The following is an 18,133-nucleotide window of genomic DNA, read 5'->3' on the forward strand; positions in this document are numbered from 1 at the left end:
TTTAATAAAATGTCTCATCTAGCTGGTCTAATTGCATATCTTTGGTGTTGTAGATTGCAGGTGCAAAGTGAGACAGTCGATGACTAATTCCCGTCAATCTTCCTTTCGTCGAATTTTAGTAACGAGAATATTGCTGCTGTTTGTTCCAGTTTTACTAGTAGGCGAAATTGTTGCCTTGAATAAGGCACGTTCTAGTATATTGGGAACGGCACGGCAAAATTTAACAGAAAGCGCCATCAGTAAAGGGGAGAGAATTGATGATGCGATCGCAATCTTAAAAGCTAATTTGCAGAGTGTAAGCAAAACAACGGTTATTCCGTCGGATTTGCCTATACAAGAGCAAGAAATTCTCACGCAGTTAAGGGAACAACTTCCAGCCAGTATTGAGTGCATCCAATTAACAAATCTCCAAAGCCACAAGGTAATTGCTAGTAGCTGTGAGGATCGAGAAATTGGAGATTTGAGATTACCTTTGCCTATTGAGGGAATTGATGTCAAAGCAATCTTCCCGTCAAAAACAGGAATGACTGGAAAAAGAAACACACAAAATCAGCAACTGCAAGTAGTTTTATCTGCACCAGTCTTTGATAGCCGAAGAAATTCAGTTTACAGCTTAAGTATTCAATCTGCATTGTACCAACAAACCAAAAATCCGCCGGGATCGCTCACAGGCGCTATGGTAGTGATTGCTGAAGATGGCACAATTTTGGCACACCCATTCACAGATTGGGTGGGAACTAATATCAATCAGCACCCTCATGCTTCCCAAATCAAGAGCATAATTAAAAATGCAATTACGGGAAAAAACGATTCGATAAATTTCTCTTTTACCGAAGGAAAAGAATTAGTCGCCGGCTATACAGCAATTTCAAATCCACTTACTCAACAGCAGCAGCAAAAATGGATAGTTTTAGCTGTTACTAGCGTCGATAATGCACTTTTTGGTTTAGAGGAAATCAAATTAATTCTTATCGTTTTGACAGTTGGTTTGATTGGTGCAAGTTTGTTAGCATCCCTATATTTAGCTCCTTACTTAGCCCGTCCTGTAGAAGAGTTGCGAGACTACGCTCTCAATATTCACTCTCACCATGCTGCACAACCAGTTCCGCACAATTTTCAAATTCGGGAATTCAATCAACTGGCTCAAGCATTAGATCAAATGGTAAAACGGCTGAAAGCTGGATCGGAAGAATTAGAAATAGCTTGGAAAGAAGCAAAAAGCGCTAACCAAATAAAAAGCCAGTTTTTAGCTACGACTTCCCATGAATTGAGAAACCCATTAAATATTATTATTAACTGTATTCGCCTGGTTGAAGAGGGCTTATGTGATGACCGAGAAGAAGAAATGGAGTTTCTCAAACGTGCCGATGAAACAACGATTCACTTGTTAGGTATTATTAATGATTTACTCGACATTTCTAAAATCGAAGCAGGTAAGCTTTCGGTCGTCTCTACACCTATTGACCTCCGACAACTATTGTTAGAGGTAATTAATTTACAATCAGTTAATGTTCAACAAAAGGGCTTGCAATTGAAATGTGAGTTAGCTCCCCAAGCAATCCCAATTAAGGCAGACGCGGGAAAACTCAAGCAGGTGCTGATTAATGTTATCGGCAACGCCACCAAGTTCACTGACACCGGAAGCATCACCATTGCTACAGAAATTCAATCTAGTAGTGGTAAATCTCAGGTGGTAGTAGCTGTCAAAGATACAGGTATAGGCATCGATCCAACTCAACAGCACAAACTATTTCGCCCCTTTGTGATGGTGAATGGCACTACAACACGCCAGTTTGAAGGTACTGGACTGGGACTAGCGATTTCACGAAACTTAATCGAACTTATGGGAGGCAGTATTACTCTTGAGAGTGCGGGACTTCATCAAGGTACGACACTGAAAATTACCTTACCTTTGATTGATATCTCGCTGTTAGCTGTTCCAAATAAAGAAGCAAATGTTGGGGATCTGGGATTTTCCTCTGGGAATGAAGCGGTAAAAGCAAGCCGCTATCCTAGCCTACAGGAGTCTGGGGTAAGTTCCTTTTTGGGGATCAACAAGTCTGTGAAAATAGAAATAGACAAAGAAAAGTTCCCGAAGTCCCAGTTGCTATTTGGAAATGAGACTTGCGAGATTCGTCTTTCGCCTCTGCAAACTATTTTGGTAAGTCTTCCAAAAGGAGGAGTTTGTGCAAATGGGACTTTCAAGAGGTAATTGAGTCAAAAGTCCATTTATACCATATTCTCTGGCTAATTGGGCGAGAATACGATGCCTACGCGGGTTGCGCCTACGCTCACCAACACCGAATGAATTACTGCAACATACTCTTTTTGGCGATCGCTTCATCCCAAATTATTCATCAACGCGATCGCTATGCTTTTGGTGCTGATTTAGAAGCGTTGCTAAATAACCAAGATAAAAGATTAGCAACCGTAGCAGCCCCAAAAGAGAACAGCGCAATAATTGCATCACGAGGTAAAACACCATCTAACCAGCTACCCTGTATTCTCGAAACTGGAAAATCTGGATCTAAACCGATTTGAATCTCTTTAGTTTCTCCATAAAACCGGGCTTCTATGCCTTTTTTGGGGACAATTTGCAGATGGCGTATTTCTTGAATATTTAGAGGAATCTTAGGGTTTTCTCCCATGAGAAACTGATTTTGTTTAATATCTCGTTCCTGTTCTGCCATGCGGATTTTTCCTTCCACAATAGTAGAAATTTTTAAATCATCTCTGACATCTTTACCAGTTCTATCTACATCTATAAATTGCAGATTTTCAGTTTTTATCTTTCCTCTAAACCATTGTTCTGATTCATATTTGGGAGTTTTAGCTACAGTAATATCAATACTGGTTTTTTGCATTATCTCTAAGTTAATTTTTTTATTATTTGGGTTGACAATAAACTCTAATGGTACTTGGGTGTCTGGCTGATTTGGTAATTTAAAATCTAGTAATTCGTAACCTTCTAGTATAACTTTGATTGGTTGTTCACTTAAATCTAGATCTAACGTATTTGGGTTAATTTTTTGGTTTAAATTAGAGTTAGGTTGCAGAGAAAAAGCCAGTTGATTACGATAAAAGTCATAACTGAGTCCAGTTACTTTTGTATTTGGTTGTAGCCGTAGTTCATCAAGGCTGATTTCACTGGTATCTTGAGGATTAGCCGACGCCATAATCCATCTACTCTCGCCGTCTTTAAGTTGGATTTTTAAAGAGTTTAATTTATTAATTTCTGGCCAAGTTTCACTTTGAAAATTTCCTGTGAAAGTTAGGGTTTGTCTGCCTTGATTTTCTAGTTTATTGATGCCGCGAATATCTTGAAGAAAGAGTTTGGATTCTTCTCCGTTATAGACAAAACTCATTTCTTGAGCAATAATATTACCTTCAAATATATGAGTGCCTGGTACAATAGCGGCAAAGGTGAGGAAAGTAAAAAATAAAAGTAACAGTAGTGCCAAAAATGAATTTTGATGGGTTGAAATTGCCTGTAGTAAGCGCTTTAGCCTGGAAGTACTGACTACAAACAAAGCAGTTAAATTTCTTTTTATAAAATTCAACCATTGGCGAATCTTGATGAAGTTGGGAAAATTTTGTTTGGCTTTTTGCCGAGATGCCATGATTTATTTCAACCAATTTGGGTTATGTTCAAATACAATTCGCCTTTCGATGCGATCGCTAGGTTCATCTCTTCGATCAATAAAAGCAACGTAGTGCAGTTCATAGCGTCCAGATGGAGCATTGCGACCATCCCAGGTAAAAATAGTTTCACCTTTTTTCGGGTTAGGGCGGGAAGTGCTATAGATTGCTGGTTGACCTTTGGAGAGGATTTCAAAGTTGGTAAATTTTACTCGATCCTCGGAATAAAAAACAAATTCATACTTACCAGAAGTTTGCCCCAGAATGACTGGAACATACACAGGTTGGGAATCCAGGCTATAGGATGCTAGAGCGCGGAGTTTGTTTGCTGGTATTTTTGCTTGTCTGAGAACGTAAGTATCCCAGCTAAAGCTGAAACGTGAACCATTGTTAGTCAATAACAAGTCATCCAATTGATAGTGATATTTATCATCTAATGATTGCACTTTTACTTGAGGGTTTTTTCCACCATTTATTTGCGGAATTTGTAGGGTGAGAGTTTTATTGAAACTGGCAAGGTTGTGGGTAGCAATGGAAATTAGGCTTAAGGTATTGCCGCTTAGGGGTTCTTCTATGATACCTTCGCAACGGTTGGGTGGTTTGCGGTGGATATAATCGGTAGATTGGGGATTGCCTTCTGGGCAAGAAGCAGCAGCTGGAAGATGGCTGAGGCTGAGAATTAATAGGCTGGTAAGAATAATTTTATAATTCATGGCTTGTTGAAAATAAAGAAGTACAGATGCGATTAATCGCGTCTGTACAAAGGGCTATTTAATGTTCCAAGTGGACAGTTGTTTTTGAATCTTAGATATGGGATAAGCAAAATCTCGGTCTTCACTTTTTCTGCGTGTAACGACGATGCCTAAAAGCCGATTTTGCGAGTCAAGTACAGGACTGCCAGAATAACCAGGTTGGAGTGCAGCTTGAGATATTTCTAATCGCTGGTTTTGATAGCTGATTTGTCCTGATTCCATAGACCAAGATTTATCTTCTCCTCTTTGAGCAGAATGACCAATAACCCGAATGGGCATTTTCGGAGTAATTGCAGTTGAGGAGATGAGTAAGGGTTGAATATCTTCTGGCAGTTTACCAATAACTTCCAAAATAGCTAAATCGAGTTGTCCGTCTATGGAAGTCATTTTGAACAGCTTGGCATCTCGTCGCATTCGCACTCGGTTTGACGGCGGTGAACTGAAAAATTCAACCTGAATATTTTTTCCCTGGTCATAGCCATCAAAAATGACATGACGATTAGTGAGGATTAATGTTCGGTTCTTTTCTCGCTTAATTACTACACCAGTTCCACTCTCAGTTCCCTGGCGTTCAATACTTACAGGAAAATTCGCAGTGATGCGTACCACAGAACGCTTAATGGGTACAGTAGGATCATCTTTAGGCAACCATTGGCGATCGTCTTCTACACTACCTAATTTATTCTCTTGCTCCGTCAATGACCGTCTTGCTTCTATATTGTTGTTACTGGCATAGACATAATTACGGTCAATTGCTTCTGCGTTGTTAAACTGTTCAATGGCTTCTTTTAGTTTTCCTTGCTGTCGGAACGTTAAACCCAAGCCAGTATTAGCGAGAGTATGAACGCTGGCTAAGGTTCCAGAATTGTCTTCTGGCAATGTTAGGGCTTTTTGGTAGGCGGCAACTGCTGCATCTAATTTCTTCTGCTCACTCAGGGCAATGCCGAGATTGTGGTAAGCATAAGCATAGTTGGGGTTGAGTTGAATTGCTTTTTGGTAGGCAGCAACTGCTGCATCTAATTTCTTCTGTTCTCTAAGGGCATTGCCAAGATTGTTGTAAGCATAAGCATAGTTGGGGTTGAGTTGAATTGCTTTTTGGTAGGCGGCAACTGCTGCATCTAATTTCTTCTGTTCTCTGAGTGCAATGCCGAGATTGTTGTAAGCAAGAGCTAAGTTGGGGTTGAGTTGAATTGCTTTTTGGTAGGCAGCAACTGCTGCATCTAATTTCTTCTGCTCACTCAAGACATTGCCGAGATTGTTGTAAGCAAGAGCTAAGTTGGGGTTGAGTTGAATTGCTTTTTGGTAGACGGCAACTGCTGCATCTAATTTCTTCTGCTCACTCAAGACATTGCCGAGATTGTAGTAAGCAGTAGCATAGTTGGGGTTGAGTTGAATTGTTTTTTGGTAGGCGGCAACTGCTGCATCTAATTTCTTCTGCTCACTCAGGGCAATGCCGAGATTGTAGTAAGCAGTAGCATAGTTGGGGTTGAGTTGAATTGCTTTTTGGAAGGCGGCAACTGCTGCATCTAATTTCTTCTGCTCACTCAGGGCATTGCCGAGATTGTTGTAAGCATAAGCATAGTTGGGGTTGAGTTGAATTACTTTTTGGAAGGCGGCAACTGCTGCATCTAATTTCTTCTGCTCACTCAGGGCAATGCCGAGATTGTTGTAAGCATAAGCATAGTTGGGGTTGAGTTGAATTACTTTTTGGAAGGCGGCAACTGCTGCATCTAATTTCTTCTGTTTCTTAAAAATGTAGCCAATAAGGTTATGAGTTTTTGCATCTTGTGAGTTTAGTTGAACGGATTTTTGACAAGCTGTTATTGCTTCATCAAGTTTTTTCTGATCGTCCAACACATCACACAGCTTGTAGTAAGCAAGAGCATAGTTGGGATTAAGTTGAATTACTTTCTGTAATGCTGCAACTGCTGCATCTAATTTATTCTGCTCTCTCAGGGCAATGCTGAGATTGTAGTAAGCAAAAGTATATTTGGGATCTAGCTTAATTGCTTTTTGATATGCTGCAACTGCTGCATCTAATTTCTCCTGGTTACTGAGCACATTGCCTAGACCGTTGTAAGCAGTAGCCAAGTTGGGGTTGAGTTGCAAGGCTTTCTTGTGAGATGCTAATGCCTTCTCTAGTTTCCCTTGAGCATTTAGCACATTCCCTATACCAACATAAGCTTCGGCATCATTAGGATTGAGTTGTAATGCTTTCTGGTGAGCTGCTAATGCTTCCTCTAGTTTCCCCTGTCGCCGTAAAGCATTTCCCAAATTGTTATAAGCTTTGCCATTATTGGGTTCAAGTTGCAAAACTTGACGCCAAATTGTCTCTGCTTGGGAGTTATTACCCACTGTTTCGGCAGCGTCGCCTTGTTGAAATAGCTGTTCAATATTGTTTTGAGCAACTACAAACTGAGGTGTGATAGCCAGAGATAGAGTTAAAAATAAAATAGTAAATATACGGTTGTGCATAATCATGCCAATACGTTCTCAGATTTTATCAAGACTCACGAAAAACTCGCCAAAAACCTGATGAATCTTTGAGACATACTCGTGAACGAGTCTTTGAACTCCATTAATGAGCCTTTGAACTGCATTAATGAGTCTTTGATACTCGCGGACGAGTCTTTAATACTCGTGGACGAGTCTTTAATACTCGTGGACGAGTCTTTGATACTCGTGGATGAGTCTTTGATACTCGTGGATGAGTCTTTGATACTCGTGGATGAGTCTTTGATACTCGTGGACGAGTCTTTGATACTCGCGGACAAGTTTTTGATACTCGCGGACGAGTCTTTGATACTCGCGGACGAGTCTTTGATACTCGCGGACGAGTCTTTGAACTCCGTTGATGAATCTCAGAGCTTCGTGGATTATAGTATAAAGGTCTAATTTGGAAAACTTTGGATAAGTTTTATTTAACGGAAAATTACAGTTGAGAGCAGTTGTTAAGAAAAACAGGTTTGCCGCCTTGCTCAAGAGATACTGTTAGTGCAGCAAGAATTTCTACTAACTGTGTGCCTACCCAGCCAGACGAAATCTCTGAAAGAGTATTGTTGAGAATAAAGACAACAAAGCAAGAGCAAACCCGCGCCAATGGTTCACCTGGCTCTAATTCCAGCACCACCTGCCTCTGATTTACTGGAATAAATTGATTGCCCTGCTGTTGAAACTCTCCATGTAGTAGGGTAAGAGGTGATGATTGCGACATTTCATCAAAAATCAAACTACCAAGGCTCCCCACAATCCCCAGCCGTCGCTGTTTATCAGGATTCAGCCAGCACAAATGAATATAAGCTTGAAAGCCATCTGGGTATGTCAGTGTTACCCATACTAAATCAGCCAAACCTTGAGGCAGAGGAGAATTTGTATTTTTCTTCCCCTCTGCTTCCCTGCTCCCCTGGTTACTGAGCGCAGTCGTTGGCGCAGCCTCTCGTAGAGAAGTATGCTCCCCTGCTCCCTGTAGCCACACCGTACCCGTTGCTTGTACTTTTATAGGAATTTGACCCAGCCAAGCGTTAAAAATAGCAATATCGTGAATCGCTAAGTCCCACAGCGCATCAACATCTTGCCGAACAGGCCCTAAATGGGTGCGGGTGGCGTAGCCATAGCGTAAATCACCTAATTTACCCGCTTGTACTACAGTTTTTCCTCGCTCAACTGCTGGGTGAAATAAATAAGTATGATCAACCATCAGTATTAAATGACGCTGCTCTGCCAACTGGCAAAGTTCCCGACATTCTGCTAGATCGAGAGTTAGGGGTTTTTCAGCTAAAACATGGTATCCCTGTTGGAGAGCGTCTTTAATTAAAGCATAGTGAGTGGTAGCTGGAGTTGCGATCGCCACCCCGATCAACCCCGGCACTTTCTTCAAATCTTGCCACTGGGTTGTCAATACTACATTTTCATCTAAATTAAACTGCTGCTTTACTGCCGCTAATCGTTCTGGATGGGGATCTACTACAGCAACTACATTTACTTGGGGATGTGCTAAGAAATTCCGCAGCAAATGCACTCCCCAACGCCCAACTCCGATGACAGCAATATTAATTTTATTTGTCATTTGTCATTTGTTATTTGTTATTTATCATTTGTCATTTGTATACAAAGGATGAGGGACAAATGATCACTGACAATCAACTGATTATCGACTAATCGCCCTTCTTTTAAGCTCAGGGTATTTGCGGTTTAGGAATTGCTAAAAAAGCTACCTTAGCTGCGGCTTGTTCAGCAGTTTTGATTGATCGTCCTTTACCTTCTCCGAGTTTGTTTCCGTGCAGCCACACTTCAGCCATAAAACGTTCTTGATTGCGATGCGGTTGAGTGACTTCTACAACCCGATACTCTGGTAAAACTTTAAATTGCGCCTGAGTCCATTCTTGGAGAGCAGCTTTGTAATTTAGTCTGGCAGGATCGAGGCGAATTTCTGTTGCTAGTTGGTGAAAGTGCGGATCTAGCCAAGAGCGAATCAATTCCAGATTTTGAGTACTTAAGTAAAGGGCACCCAAAACTGCTTCAAAGGCATCTGCCAGTCGTGACTCTAGACCAACTTTATCAGCGGTAGCACTGCCAGCGACTAGTAAGTATAACTCCAAACCATAAACTCTGGCCAATTGGGCAAGGATGCGATCGCTCACCAATACTGAACGAATTGCCGCAAAATCCCCTACTGGACAATCGGGATAATTTTCCCATAACACAACAGCCGATACCAGCCGTACCACTGCATCGCCAACAAACTCCAGTTGTTCATAATTTGCCGAATCAGAGACAGTCGGATGAGTTAGCGCTAAATCCAGCAGTTCCCACTTTATAGGTGCTTCTAGCGACAAACCAAATTTTTGGACTAAACTTTCGAGTTGCCGTTGACGGCGTGGATAGACAAGGGGCATTACGTGACAAGGGGCAGGGGGCAGGGGAGCAGGGGGAGCAGGGGAAGCAAGGGGAGCAGGGGAAGGCAACTAGTACGCTACGGCGTAAATAGAGCAATCATTTAAAATCCCTAAAAAGCCCATTCCATAATACTTTTGACTTTTGACTTTTGACTTTTGACTTCCGTCTTGCGGTACTAGTTATCTATCTTATATCCCTAAAGTTCTTGGACTATTAATCTAGCAACTTTTCGCTACTTCTCTCTATCTAGCTTTTCTTGGATAGCTTGACGGCAAAATTCAGGAGGATCATCTTTAGCTTTTACCTCTTCCTTCATTTCTTTGGTGACACGTAAATGTAAATATTCAGTTAATGGTCGCTCTCTGTCTGTGGTGAATGGCTTTAAGTTATCTGGATTACCTTTATTTTTAGACATTGTATAGAAATACAAATAAAGTTATTCTCCACGTGTATATCAGTAGAGAATGTTAAATCGATGGGCATCTTAGCCTGAGAAACTTGTTGCCCACCGATTCCCACTTTTACAAGAGGTAACTCTATTTTATGTTTACGCGCACAGAATTAGAAGTTAAAAGCTTGAGAGCGTTACGCGATTTATGCCTGATACAGTACGGCATCCAAGCAATAGGAAACCCTGCTGATAAAGCATCTTACATTAACGCACTCCTGACTTTTCCTGTTGTAGCCTGCAAGCAAGTGTCAGAAAATAAAGGATTAAAGTCTCCCATATTCTCTCAAGTAGAAGCGCTAGAAGCGACACTAGAAGCTATGGGAACACCGACACCAGAGCAGTCAGCATTACTCAAGGTGACGATGGAGGGAAGGAAACTAGAGTACCCAGCCACGGTACAGTCAAGAGAAACTCTTTGGACTCTATCGCGTTAAATGGCATCTGGATACAGCATTAGAGATCCTGGGAATGCTTTAAATGATGAATTAGCGATCGCACAAAATCTGTACAAAAATGGAGTACAAACTGTCAAAGGTTTATACTCCATTGCAGGGGAGAGAGCAGGACATAAGCCGGGTTCTGTTCTCTTGCGAGGGCAGTTATCTATCTGGGACGCCTGTTACCAAACGCCTCTAGCGGCTCTCATTGAGCGGAACTGGTAAAAGACCAACCGTAGTTCCTATCGCCTTGCTCCCAACCGGGGTTTACCGAGCCAGCACCTCTCGATACTGCTGGTGCGCTCTTACCGCACCTTTGCACCCTTACCAAATTTAATTCAAAATTCTTGGTTCAAAATCCTTAATTTTGAATTTTGAATTTTGAATTTTGAATTGTTTTGGCGGTATCTTTCTGTGGCACTATCCTCACGATCGCTCGCACTGGACGTTATCCAGCAAGTTTGGTCTTTCGGGAGTCCGGACTTTCCTCAAACCAGTGACTATGACTGATCTGCAACCGCCTGCGCCTACTCTCTCCTTAGATCCAGTGTACCCGTTGACAGAAAGGGTTGACGGTTATTGCTTTTTTTTATTCCAAGGTAAAGCGTAAGTCCAAGGTAATTTTCTGACTGTGAAAGGACAATTGATAATACTAATGGGAGGAAAATCACGACCTGGAGATAGACCTAAACGCACTTCAGATATCCTAAGCACTAATTGCAGGGAAAAATCCAACTCTTTTTTTCTGTTAAGAAAGTCGTTGTACAACTTTTTTTGCCCTTTTTTTAGCCCATTGATATCAATTAGTGGTTTTTTTGCTAAATAGGTTCCAGCTACTTGATCGCGCTCGAAAACATCTTCTGCTGTCACTGTTTCAGTAAGTGTTTTCTTGGGAGCAATCAGGCTAGGACTTTGGGGTACTGCTAAGTCGCGGGTTAAGTCTGGTGATTTTCGAATTACGCGGCGCGATTGTTTACTATGTTCAACAACTAAAGAACTGTTATCCCAGTCAACGTATAGGGCAACATTATCGGATTTATTTTCAATACTAATTCCTAAATCTTTCAAATCGTCAATTGGATATGAGGGTTTGAGTTTAAAGGAAATTCCAATTTTATCATCGAGATTTTGTTCTTTGAGTTGCTCGTCAACAATTCCTTTCTTAAACTCAAATTTAACTTGGTCATCGATAGATTCAATCATGCGGTTGAAAACATAAGAAACACCGATAATATAAATCGTCAAAATTACTAAATTCTGGTCGCTACTCCTCATAATTCAAAATCTTAACTCCTGGTGCTAATGAATCAATACGGTTCAGTTAAGCATCTTCTTTTCACTGGGACAAGAGGGACAAGAGGGACAAGAGGGACAAGGATGAGAAGCACAAGAAGAAATTTCCCTTTTGTCTGCCCCCTCTCCCTTAACCCAAACGTATTGGCTAATGAATGTATATTTGACTTGTCGCTAATCTACAATTTTTTAGGACTTACGCACACTCTACAAATTCTCGGCGACGGACACTTTCCTCAAGTCGGGAAACCCGTCCACGGAAGTGTCCTCCTCTTGGCACGGCAGTTGCTTCAAGTCGGCAGAGCCGACTACAGTCGCCTCAAGTCGGGAAACCCTTTCGGCAGCTCCTCCTGGGGGAAACCCCCTTTGAGCGACTGCCTCGCCACGGCGCTGTCTCCCCAACGCACTGCCTCGTCTTGGCGGTTCAAGAAATTAAGCTTTTTAGCAATTTTTGCGTAAGTCCTATTTTTAATTGTGCTTAATTTCTACAGAATTTTTCAGCCAACCTCGTCGCCAAAAAAAGAATAGCAAACCAAATGCGATCGCTAACATTAGTGCCCAGCAAAGTGGGTAGCCCCAATACCAATTTAATTCAGGCATATTATATGGCGATTTTTCAGTATTGAAATTCATACCATATATTCCGGCCACAAAAGTCAGTGGGATAAAGATTGTTGAAACTATCGTTAGCACCTTCATGATTTCATTCATTTTATTACTCACTGCCGAAAGGTACACATCCATTAATCCAGACGCTAGTTCTCGATAAGTTTCTACCATATCCATCACTTGCACTGTATGGTCATAACAATCTCGCAGGTAGATTCGCACTTCTTCACAAATCAAATCAGGATCGTCTCGAATTAAGGAATTAATTGCATCTCGCTGAGGCCAGATAGCACGACGTAGTTGCAATAATTCTCGCCTAATTTGATAAATATGTTGTAGTGTTTGTGGAGTAGGTCTGACTACTACCTCTTCTTCTAACTCTTCAATTCGCTCACCATAAAGCTCCAGCACTGGGAAAAAGCCATCAATAATTGCATCTAACAGGGCGTAAGCTAAATAATCCGCTCCTTGTTTACGGATGATACCTTTATTTTTTTCAATTCGCGATCGCACCCCTTCAAAGCAATCATGTTCTGGTTCCTCTTGTACTGTCAGTAAATAATTTTTTCCCAATATCAAACTTACTTGCTCGCTATAAAAACCACATGTTTTTTCCTTTGCTACTACCATCCGGGCAATAAAAAGCAATTGCTCATCATAATCCTCTGTTTTGGGACGCTCTGATACATTAACTACATCTTCTAAAACTAGAGGATGTAACTTAAAAACATTACCCAATCGTTGTAATATGTCTTGACTACCTAAACCTTGTACGTCTACCCAAGAAATCGATTCTGCCTCCAGATATGGAACACATTCCTCTGGGGTTGCTATTTGTTCGTGGATGAAATTGGTTTGGTTATAGTCAATCAAGAAAATTATCGGTGGTGGAGCATCTGCATCAATAAAAATGGTTCCAGGTATAGTCCCTGGTTGGTGATAGAACTCATCTTCATGTAGCTTATTTACTATTTTGGGAAGGCGACGCCGTTTTCGTGCCATGCAATATTACCTAATAGTTATTAGTCATTTATTATTAGTCATTAGCAAAAATAATTGACTCGCGGCAACTGACAATTTACATGTAATTTTACAAAAATTAATGCAAAGACGGCAATTTCTAGATTAAGCAATTTTTTAGGTTGCTAATTTGGTCATCAACATTTTGTTAGTAGTAAGTTGTACTCACAGGACTTAAAAGTTTTTGAGGCATTAACAAGACTCAAACCTATACAGAGTAAGGAAAATACACCAAATGCTCAAAAATGCTTGAAACCCAAATATATTAGGACTTACGCAACTGACACAATTGTCTCGGTGCATTTGTCAGATTTTCAATAAAGTATCTTTTGTCAATCAGTTAAAATACTCAAAATCACTTCAATAAAAATGATAATCGTTCATGATAGAAGGAGCAGGAGAGTGTTGCTCGCCTGCTTCCCCTCTATTTGATTATCATTATTTAGTACACTGTAGTGTAAATAACCCAAGTTGCGTTATTGGGGTAACTACACTCGCTTGTGACACTTGCGTAAGTCCTTAATAATATAAAATGGCGATCGCACTCAGTTGCGTAAGTCCTGATTGCTTCTGAATCAGCAATGGTAGGTATAAAAAAACAGTTTGCCTTGGCAAGACAAACTGTTTAAAAATATTTATCTGGGTTAGCAAAAATTAGAACATGCCGCCCATACCGCCCATACCGCCCATGCCACCCATGCCACCCATACCGCCCATGCCGCCCATATCAGGGGCAGGAGCAGCAGATTTCTTCTCTGGCTTTTCAACAACGATCGCTTCGGTGGTTAAGACCAAACCAGCAATGGAACCAGCGTTTTGCAAAGCTGAACGCACAACTTTGGCAGGGTCGATAATACCAGCAGCAATCAAGTCTTCAAATTCGCCGTTAGCGGCGTTGTAGCCAATATTGAAGTCGCTATCCCGGACTTTCGAGACGATTACAGAACCTTCAGCACCAGCGTTGTCTGCTATTTGGCGCAAAGGGGCTTCTAGCGCTCGTTCAACAATATCAGCCCCAATTCTTTCTTCGTCATTTTGTAGGGTGTTTTTAATCGCTTCTACCGCCTTAGCTAAGTGAATTAGGGTTGTTCCACCACCAGGAACAATACCTTCTTCCACAGCAGCTTTAGTAGCATTCAGCGCGTCTTCAATCCGCAGTTTACGGTCTTTGAGTTCGGTTTCGGTTGCCGCACCCACTTTAATCACTGCCACGCCGCCAGCAAGCTTGGCGATGCGTTCTTGGAGTTTTTCTTTATCGTACTCAGAATCAGTTTCTTCCAGCTGTCTGCGAATTTGACCAATCCGCTTTTGTACTTCTGGCTTAGTGACACTGCCAGCGACAATTGTGGTGCTTTCTTTGTCAATGGTGATTTTGCGGGCAGTTCCCAGCGCTTCTAGAGCAGCGGTATCCAAGCTTAAGCCGATTTCTTCAGAAATCAACTGTCCATCGGTGAGAATAGCAATATCTTCTAACAAAGCTTTGCGGCGATCGCCAAACCCAGGTGCTTTAATCCCAGCCACGGCAAGTACACCCCGCGCTTTGTTCACCACTAGAGTTGCCAAAGCATCGCCTTCGACATCTTCAGCAATAATTAGCAAAGGCTGACCAGAACGGGCAACTTTTTCTAAAATCGGCACTAAATCTTGGATGCTGCTGATTTTTTTATCTGTCACTAAGATTTTGGCGTTTTCAAATTCGACGATTTGCCGTTCGTTGTTGGTGACGAAGTAGGGAGAAATATAACCCCTGTCAATCTGCATCCCTTCAACTACTTCTAGTTCAGTAGTCAGGGATTTAGATTCTTCAACGGTAATTACACCATCTTTGGTGACTTTTTCCATTGCTTGAGCTAACATTTGACCAACTTCTTCATCGTTACCAGCAGAGACAGTGGCAACTTGAGCGATCGCACTTCCTTCTATCGGCTTGGCTACCCTGGCAACTTCTTGCACCAGTGCCTCAATAGTTTTGTCGATCCCGCGTCTCAAGCTAACAGGGTTACTACCCGCCGCAACGTTCTTCAAACCTTCTCGAATCAAGGCTTGTGCTAATACTGTGGCGGTGGTTGTACCATCCCCAGCGACATCTTTAGTTTTTGAGGCCACTTCCTGGATGAGTCTTGCACCAGTATTTTCCAAAGGATCTTCTAATTCAATTTCCTTGGCAACAGTGATACCATCGTTGACAATTTGAGGTGCGCCAAATTTTTTCTCTAAAAGGACATTACGACCTTTGGGCCCCAAGGTGATTTTTACGGCATCCGCAAGGGCGTTAACACCCCTTTCTAGAGATCGCCGCGATTCCTCGTCAAATGCAATAATTTTCGCCATGTTTTATTTCTCCAGCGCTTCCATTAGACAATTTAGCACTCACAGCGCCAGAGTGCTAATCTCTCAAGCGGCTCAAGTTACAAATGGAAATAAAAAAATTGATTAATATACAGGTGATGCTCATATTAAATACTGGCAGTAATGCTTGAATTGGGAGATGAATTTAGACAACTCCCTTAAGTCCCTTGGTATTGCCGACCCTAGCGGCACCGGCTGGTTGGCAGTAGTATTTACGTTCCTCTTGGCTTGGCTTGTAACTTGGCGTTTAATTCCGACAGTACGCAAATTCGCCCTGCGGGTAGGTTGGGCTGACCAACCCAACGCCCGGCGACTCAACCGAGAACCTTTACCCAATGCCGGAGGGCTGGCTATCTACGCGGGTGTGATTGCCGCGCTGGTATTAGCTAGCCTTTTACGACCGATCGAACTCCAAAATGTATTGGCTCAGGTGCTCACTATTCTGTTGGGGGGTTCGATATTAGTCCTTGTGGGCTTTATCGACGATCAGTTCGGCTTACCGCCCTCTGTGCGATTGTGGGCACAAATTGTCACGGCGCTGTTGCTCGTAGCTAATGGCATCAGCGTCAAAGTCCTGTTTGGCACTCCCATCGACTCGCTTCTGTCCATGTTGCTAACAGTACTATGGGTAGTAGGGATTACCAACGCCATCAACTTGATGGATGGTATGGATGGCTTGGCAGGAGGAATCAGCTTTATTACCGCCATGAGTTTGTTGGGTGTTGGTGCCCAATTTAACAATCGTGCAGCGGCAATTTTAGTACTGGCAGCATTGGGAGGTGCTGCGCTGGGATTTTTGCGCCATAATTTCCATCCGTCACGAATTATTATGGGTGATGCCGGAGCATACTTTTTTGGCTATGTGCTGGCAGCAACTAGTATTTTAGGCAAACTGCAACAAAACACAGTTTATGCACTAATTCCCACGGTTTTATTTTTGTTGTTACCGGTGCTAGACACCACTCAAGTATTTGTGCGGCGGTTACTAGCAGGAAATAACCCTCTGAGTACTCCTGGCAAAGACCATCTGCATCACCGCTTACTTGCTTGGGGACTCTCCCAGCGCCATGCTGCCTTTACCCTTTGGTCAATTACCTTAGTTTTCAACTTGCTAGCGATGAGAATACAAGGTATGAGTTTGGCTGTGATGCTGACAACCGCCAGTAGCATTATCCTGCTTTTGGGCTTTACAGTCTGGCAAAGGATACGCCAACAGCCCTAGTTGTTTGTAGGGTGAGCATTGCAGTGCTAGCCCTACGATGGTTTATTCTCCGTATGGAAGCTATCTCTACAAAGGTCTGTGACGCTCTTAGACTCGCTAACGCTTATCTACGAAATGCTACGTTTAGCTTATTACCATTCTGGAATAATTTCTTCTTTAGAAGTCCTTAATTAATCTGATCTCGGGATAAGCTAAAACCTTGATTATGTCGTTAGTTTTGATAGTGTGAAAGCGTTATTCTCTCGTTCAAGTAATTAAATTAGAAGGGCATTTTAGGGGTGTTTGATACGCCTGTGGAGAATTTGTAAGACAAGAGAGTAATTCAGACAAAGATCGTTGATTTGAAACTTACGCAACTTCGAGTCGTGTGAGGTTCAAATCAAAATTAGCTGAAGATTTCTTGGAAATCTCGCAATCGGCGATCGCCAGATAAAATTGGTGCGTTAGCCTACGGCGTAACACACCCTACAAAAATCACTAACTCCTAACTCAGGACTATTTACGCCATGACCATACCCCCATCGACATTAAAAACTTGTCCAGTAACGTAGGCGGCGGCGGGATCGGCGGCGAGGAAGCGTACCATGCCAGCGACTTCTTCCGGCTGACCGAAGCGACCGAGTGGGATGTATTTGAGAATATCTTCGGGGTTATTAAGATCATTAGTCATGTCGGTGGTGATGAATCCAGGGGCAACAGCGTTAACAGTGATACCGCGAGTAGCGAGTTCTTTGGCGACGGTTTTGGTAAAGCCGATTACACCTGCTTTGGCGGCGCTGTAATTTGCCTGACCGGGATTGCCGATTTGTCCAGCAACGGAGGTAATGTTGATAATCCGCCCCGATCGCTGTTTCAGCATAATTTTACTGGCGGCGCGTGTACATAAGAAAACACCAGTTAAATTTAGGTCTATGACAGCTTGCCAATCTTCTGGCTTCAAACGCAAAAGCAGGGTGTCACGAGTAATACCTGCGTTGTTGACTAAAATATCCACGCGACTGAACTTTTCGATGACGGCGTTAACTAGTGCGTCTACTTGATCGCTTTTAGAAACGTCAGCTTGGATCGCGATCGCCTGACCTCCTGCATCTGTAATTTCTGTAACAACTGCCTCGGCAGCTGCACTCGAACTAGCATAATTGACAACTGCGATCGCTCCTTGGGTGGCTAATTCAATTGCGATCGCGCGGCCAATTCCTCTTGATGCACCTGTGACAATTGCGACTTTATCTTGTAATAGTGTCATTTAATGTTCCTCAATCTTAGAAATACCGCGCTAATTATCTTATGGCGATTTCGGGAACAATCTGAATATTGTCTGGATAAAATCTAACTCTTGCGGGATGATAATCTTGCTGTCATACTGCAAGCTAGATAGCTAATATGATAAAGTTATACGTCGTATTTACCTAAATATAGCTATGCTAAATCAAACACGCAAAAATCAAGATCCCCGACTTCATAA

At 42.2% G+C, this 18,133-nt stretch carries 14 protein-coding genes and 1 other RNA gene; 4 read left to right on the top strand and 11 right to left on the bottom strand.

Features of this window, described 5'->3' with window-relative positions; genetic code table 11:
- The first annotated feature begins 79 nt into the window (after nt 1–79).
- Entirely contained in the window at nt 80–2,212 is a 2,133-nt protein-coding gene (locus tag V7K56_RS29210; RefSeq protein WP_334916272.1) for an ATP-binding protein, read from the top strand.
- Nucleotides 2,213–2,369: 157 nt separating this feature from the next.
- On the opposite strand, the gene V7K56_RS29215 is transcribed toward V7K56_RS29210, so the two are convergent.
- From V7K56_RS29215 to V7K56_RS29240, 6 genes are all read right to left on the bottom strand, one after another.
- Nucleotides 2,370–3,620, bottom strand: coding sequence for a hypothetical protein (locus tag V7K56_RS29215; protein ID WP_334916274.1), 1,251 nt, complete (start codon nt 3,618–3,620; stop codon nt 2,370–2,372).
- 3 nt (nt 3,621–3,623) lie between these two features.
- On the bottom strand, nt 3,624–4,352 hold the full coding sequence (locus tag V7K56_RS29220) for a hypothetical protein (protein ID WP_334916276.1): 729 nt from the start codon (nt 4,350–4,352) through the stop codon (nt 3,624–3,626).
- Nucleotides 4,353–4,406: 54 nt separating this feature from the next.
- Nucleotides 4,407–6,866: a tetratricopeptide repeat protein gene (locus tag V7K56_RS29225; protein ID WP_334916278.1), complete on the bottom strand. Its 2,460-nt coding sequence runs from the start codon at nt 6,864–6,866 to the stop codon at nt 4,407–4,409.
- Between the two features lie 457 nt (nt 6,867–7,323).
- Entirely contained in the window at nt 7,324–8,457 is a 1,134-nt protein-coding gene (locus V7K56_RS29230; RefSeq protein WP_334916279.1) for a Gfo/Idh/MocA family protein, read from the bottom strand.
- Between the two features lie 109 nt (nt 8,458–8,566).
- The gene (gene rnc / locus V7K56_RS29235; RefSeq protein ID WP_334916280.1) at nt 8,567–9,286 is read right to left on the bottom strand and encodes a ribonuclease III; all 720 of its coding nucleotides are present in this window, start codon (nt 9,284–9,286) and stop codon (nt 8,567–8,569) included.
- A 233-nt stretch (nt 9,287–9,519) separates the two neighbouring features.
- The gene (locus V7K56_RS29240; RefSeq protein ID WP_099104126.1) at nt 9,520–9,702 is read right to left on the bottom strand and encodes a hypothetical protein; all 183 of its coding nucleotides are present in this window, start codon (nt 9,700–9,702) and stop codon (nt 9,520–9,522) included.
- Between the two features lie 128 nt (nt 9,703–9,830).
- Here V7K56_RS29240 and V7K56_RS29245 point away from each other — a divergent pair, with 128 nt between their 5' ends.
- Nucleotides 9,831–10,172: a hypothetical protein gene (locus V7K56_RS29245; RefSeq protein WP_334916282.1), complete on the top strand. Its 342-nt coding sequence runs from the start codon at nt 9,831–9,833 to the stop codon at nt 10,170–10,172.
- 119 nt (nt 10,173–10,291) lie between these two features.
- Here the strand turns inward: V7K56_RS29245 and rnpB are convergent.
- An RNA gene (gene rnpB, locus V7K56_RS29250) (RNase P RNA component class A) lies at nt 10,292–10,709 on the bottom strand.
- A gap of 42 nt (nt 10,710–10,751) precedes the next feature.
- Nucleotides 10,752–11,450 carry a hypothetical protein gene (locus V7K56_RS29255; RefSeq protein ID WP_334916284.1) on the bottom strand — a complete coding sequence of 233 codons (699 nt, stop codon included), beginning with the start codon at nt 11,448–11,450 and terminating at the stop codon, nt 10,752–10,754.
- A gap of 102 nt (nt 11,451–11,552) precedes the next feature.
- Between V7K56_RS29255 and V7K56_RS29260 the strand changes: the two genes are divergently transcribed.
- The gene (locus V7K56_RS29260) at nt 11,553–11,927 is read left to right on the top strand and encodes a hypothetical protein (RefSeq protein ID WP_334916286.1); all 375 of its coding nucleotides are present in this window, start codon (nt 11,553–11,555) and stop codon (nt 11,925–11,927) included.
- A 9-nt stretch (nt 11,928–11,936) separates the two neighbouring features.
- On the opposite strand, the gene corA is transcribed toward V7K56_RS29260, so the two are convergent.
- Complete coding sequence (gene corA / locus V7K56_RS29265) at nt 11,937–13,079, bottom strand: magnesium/cobalt transporter CorA (protein ID WP_334916288.1); 1,143 nt, start codon at nt 13,077–13,079, stop codon at nt 11,937–11,939.
- A 672-nt stretch (nt 13,080–13,751) separates the two neighbouring features.
- Nucleotides 13,752–15,428: a chaperonin GroEL gene (gene groL, locus V7K56_RS29270; RefSeq protein WP_334916290.1), complete on the bottom strand. Its 1,677-nt coding sequence runs from the start codon at nt 15,426–15,428 to the stop codon at nt 13,752–13,754.
- A 157-nt stretch (nt 15,429–15,585) separates the two neighbouring features.
- On the opposite strand from groL, the gene V7K56_RS29275 reads away from it, so the two are divergent.
- Nucleotides 15,586–16,668 carry an MraY family glycosyltransferase gene (locus V7K56_RS29275; protein WP_334916292.1) on the top strand — a complete coding sequence of 361 codons (1,083 nt, stop codon included), beginning with the start codon at nt 15,586–15,588 and terminating at the stop codon, nt 16,666–16,668.
- Nucleotides 16,669–17,167: 499 nt separating this feature from the next.
- On the opposite strand, the gene fabG is transcribed toward V7K56_RS29275, so the two are convergent.
- Nucleotides 17,168–17,914 (bottom strand): 3-oxoacyl-[acyl-carrier-protein] reductase, encoded by a 747-nt coding sequence (gene fabG / locus V7K56_RS29280; RefSeq protein WP_334916294.1) that lies wholly within the window; start codon nt 17,912–17,914, stop codon nt 17,168–17,170.
- Nucleotides 17,915–18,133: the final 219 nt, after the last annotated feature.

Origin of the sequence: Nostoc sp. (assembly GCF_036917535.1) — a bacterium.
GTDB lineage: Bacteria > Cyanobacteriota > Cyanobacteriia > Cyanobacteriales > Nostocaceae > Nostoc.